6 protein-coding genes and 1 pseudogene are annotated in these 3,007 nt (G+C 39.1%); all 7 read left to right on the top strand.

The annotated features are described in order from the left end of the window. Positions 1–247 precede the first annotated feature (247 nt). Positions 248–433 (top strand): annotated as a pseudogene (locus RMY63_RS41490) (IS701 family transposase); the annotation flags it as partial. Between the two features lie 167 nt (positions 434–600). Continuing rightward, complete coding sequence (locus RMY63_RS41485) at positions 601–867, top strand: helix-turn-helix domain-containing protein (RefSeq protein WP_322734242.1); 267 nt, start codon at positions 601–603, stop codon at positions 865–867. A 39-nt stretch (positions 868–906) separates the two neighbouring features. Next, positions 907–1,353, top strand: a complete 447-nt coding sequence (locus RMY63_RS41480; protein WP_322734241.1) for a transposase — start codon at positions 907–909, stop codon at positions 1,351–1,353. Further along, entirely contained in the window at positions 1,331–1,549 is a 219-nt protein-coding gene (locus tag RMY63_RS42085; RefSeq protein WP_416212601.1) for a transposase, read from the top strand. Before RMY63_RS41480 ends, RMY63_RS42085 begins: the two co-directional genes overlap by 23 nt. A 106-nt stretch (positions 1,550–1,655) precedes the next feature. Further along, positions 1,656–1,982: a hypothetical protein gene (locus RMY63_RS41475; RefSeq protein WP_322734240.1), complete on the top strand. Its 327-nt coding sequence runs from the start codon at positions 1,656–1,658 to the stop codon at positions 1,980–1,982. 71 nt (positions 1,983–2,053) lie between these two features. Beyond that, a complete protein-coding gene (locus RMY63_RS41470) occupies positions 2,054–2,602 on the top strand; it encodes a GIY-YIG nuclease family protein (protein WP_322734239.1) in 549 nt (182 codons plus the stop codon). A gap of 44 nt (positions 2,603–2,646) precedes the next feature. Then, the gene (locus RMY63_RS41465) at positions 2,647–2,811 is read left to right on the top strand and encodes a hypothetical protein (RefSeq protein WP_322734238.1); all 165 of its coding nucleotides are present in this window, start codon (positions 2,647–2,649) and stop codon (positions 2,809–2,811) included. Positions 2,812–3,007: the final 196 nt, after the last annotated feature.

Here is a 3,007-nt window from a genome sequence, read left to right as displayed (position 1 = left end):
CGATGCCAGGTTTTTTAACTCAAACTATAAGCTCCTTGCTCACATCATTGCTTGGAGCTTTTTGTTTATATTGAATTTAGTTTTGAAAAAACCTCTTGCAAAAGTCATTTAAGCAACTTCAACCTAGACAGGGTGGCAAAGAAGCTACAAAGCGGACTGGATAAGGTGCATAGCACGTAGATATCGCTCTTTCATCACTTTCATGAGAGAATAATATAGTAAAGTATCGCAAACTCTTTACTGGACTATGTTTCGGGGAAGAGAACCTGCATCTACAATAAAATTTGTAGACGATTACTGTGAATGGTACAGAAAGCTATTTCCAGAAGTCAGAAGTTTTGAGGCGTTTAAATATCTACATATTGGGATGATTTCTGATATTAAACGTAAAATAGTACCAGCGATATCACGCATGGTTGGATTAAGTAACGAACATTTGACAGAATTTTCTCAGATGGTAGTCAGCAAACTCGATATATCCGCTCTTGTAATATTTGGAAAACGGCCAGAAACTCAATACTGGCTTATTACTATCGACCCAGATACAGCGATTTGCGTAGTTAGAGGATACACTATGGAGAGTATTTAAGAATAACAGAAATGGGAGCATACTCAGTTGATTTCCGAGCAAAGATAGTAGCAGCGTATGAGGAGGGTAAGACCTCAATCCGAAAGGTAGCAGAGCGATTTATGGTCAGTAAGGGTGTAGTCCAAAGATTAATCAAACAAAATGCGATTACAGGAGACATAACACCCCGAAAACCAGGTGGAGCAAAACCAAGTCAATTAGTAGGACAGGAGCAGGCGATCGCTAAAATGGTTGGGGAGCATCCTGATTGGACATTACAACAGTATTGTGACCACTAACGCATAGCAAACTGAGATAACAGTTAGCATTAGTGTAATGTGTCGATTTCTTTCCTCTTCAAACCTAACCCTAAAAAAAAGACGTTTCGGAGTACGCAAGCCATTACAGAGTCAGGACAACAAAAACGCTTAGATTACTGGACAAGGATTCGAGGGGTTGAACCAGATAACTTAATATTCATGGATGAGATGGGAGTATTACTGGGGTTAGAATTAACCTGTAGTCGAAGTTTGAGGGGACAAAGAGCATATACCTTGAAACCTTTCTATCGGGGTACAAAAATAACTGTTATTGGTGCAATTACTAATCAAGGTGTCCTTGCTATGCAAACGATGCCAGGTTTCATGAAAGGAGATGACTTCCGTACCTTTATGCAAAATAAAGTTGTGCCAAAACTAGAATTGGGCAAGGTTGTAGTTATGGATAATCTTCCTGCTCATAAGGTTAAGGGTATTGAAGTAGATGATTACTGCAACTGGAGCTAGGGTTGAATATATGTCCCCTTATTCACCTGACTTTAACCCCATTGAAATGTTATGGTCACAACTAAAAGCTTTTCTGCGTCGTTTTGCACCAAAGACTTTGGAAACTATTGATAAGTTGGTGAACATTGCTACGTTACTCAGCTTTCCTCAACACTTCCAAAACTGGTTTACTTATTGTTGTTATTGTACCTCCTAACAGTGAAATCCGCTGTAAATTACCAGAAAATTCAACTTGGTATGTGAGAGCTTTTCCAATTTCTCATTTATCTATAGTCGTTAATAACTAGCTATTAATACATAAAATGTCCCTTAAAATCATTCAGAACTTTGATGGCAGTTTCACTCTTGAAGCACAGGCTCAAGAAACTCTATTCAATTTATTGACAAGTGTTGCTTTCTTGAACCAAATTTGTCAACAGTTAGGATATGAGCAACTTAAATTTACAGAATTACTTTTCCAGCCAGTTCCTTATAGTTTAGCTACTACTAAAGGAATGCCAACAGAATTTGAAAAATATCATGAATCTGATGAGTATGTCATCATCAATGTGCCTCCAAATTTCATGTTCAGTGCTAAGATTTTTAAACCGAGTCGCCTTTGTGCAATTTACCAAAAATTGATTGAGTAATGGATTAATTTTCCCTAATTCGTAATTTTCAATTTTGAAGGCAAATAGTAAGTTTGATATTTGATGTATGTATGGCTTCTGAAACAAATCTTTCTTCTTTGGCAACTCTGGAATATATACCTTATATAGACGATCGCGGCCAATTACCCGAACAATTTCAGGGTAAAATCGGGGTATATGCTATCTTTGATCAGGAAAAAGTGCTGCAATTTGTAGGATACTCTCGTGATGTTTACCTCAGCCTCAAACAGCATTTAGTCCGTCAGCCACAGCAATGCTATTGGGTGAAGGTTCAAACTATTGAACGCCCTAGTCGCACAATTTTAGAAAATACTGAAAATGCTTGGATTGCTGAAAATGGCAGTATACCTTGGGGTAATGGGGATCAAAAGGAAAAATGGACTCATCCCATTAATGTCAAAGTCGTAATGACAGCTGAAGAACAGGCAAGTTATGAAAATCCAGCTAATGATGAATTAGCACAAATAAAAGTTCTTAAAAATGTGGCACGGAGAGTAGAAGCAGAAATTTCAACGCAATTATTAGAAGTGCGTGGTTTGCAAATGCAGATTCGCTTCAATCCTAAATTGAAAGAAGAAGGTTTACTAGATTTGAAATAAAAAACTCCACGCCACTTGCGGGATGAAGTTTTTGGGCATGGGGTATGGGGCATGGGGAAGAAGTTACCAATGCCCAATCACGCCAGTTGCTTCAACGGAGGGAACCTCCGCAACGCACTGGCTCCCCAATGCCCCAAGGGTTGGGGCGACTGCCCCTCTCCACCCACAAGGAAATGGAGTTTCCCGCCGCTTTCTATGAAGGTAAGTAAGTCGGCATAAAAAAACCAAACTATGTGAAGATAAGTAAATACGTAGAATATATCTACTAAGGTCACTCGTATATGGGCGCTCGTTTAAGGGTATTCCTGACTCGTGAGCAAGACCGCGGCTTGCTAAAACTTAGAACTGCGGATGTGTCACAAAGGAAAACAAGACGCTGTAGTAAGGGTTTGTAAGCAAGCAGAC

The sequence above is a fragment of the Nostoc sp. ChiQUE01b genome (assembly GCF_034531255.1).
In the GTDB taxonomy this organism is placed as follows: domain Bacteria; phylum Cyanobacteriota; class Cyanobacteriia; order Cyanobacteriales; family Nostocaceae; genus Nostoc.
This window is presented reverse-complemented; position numbering and strand designations above follow the sequence as displayed.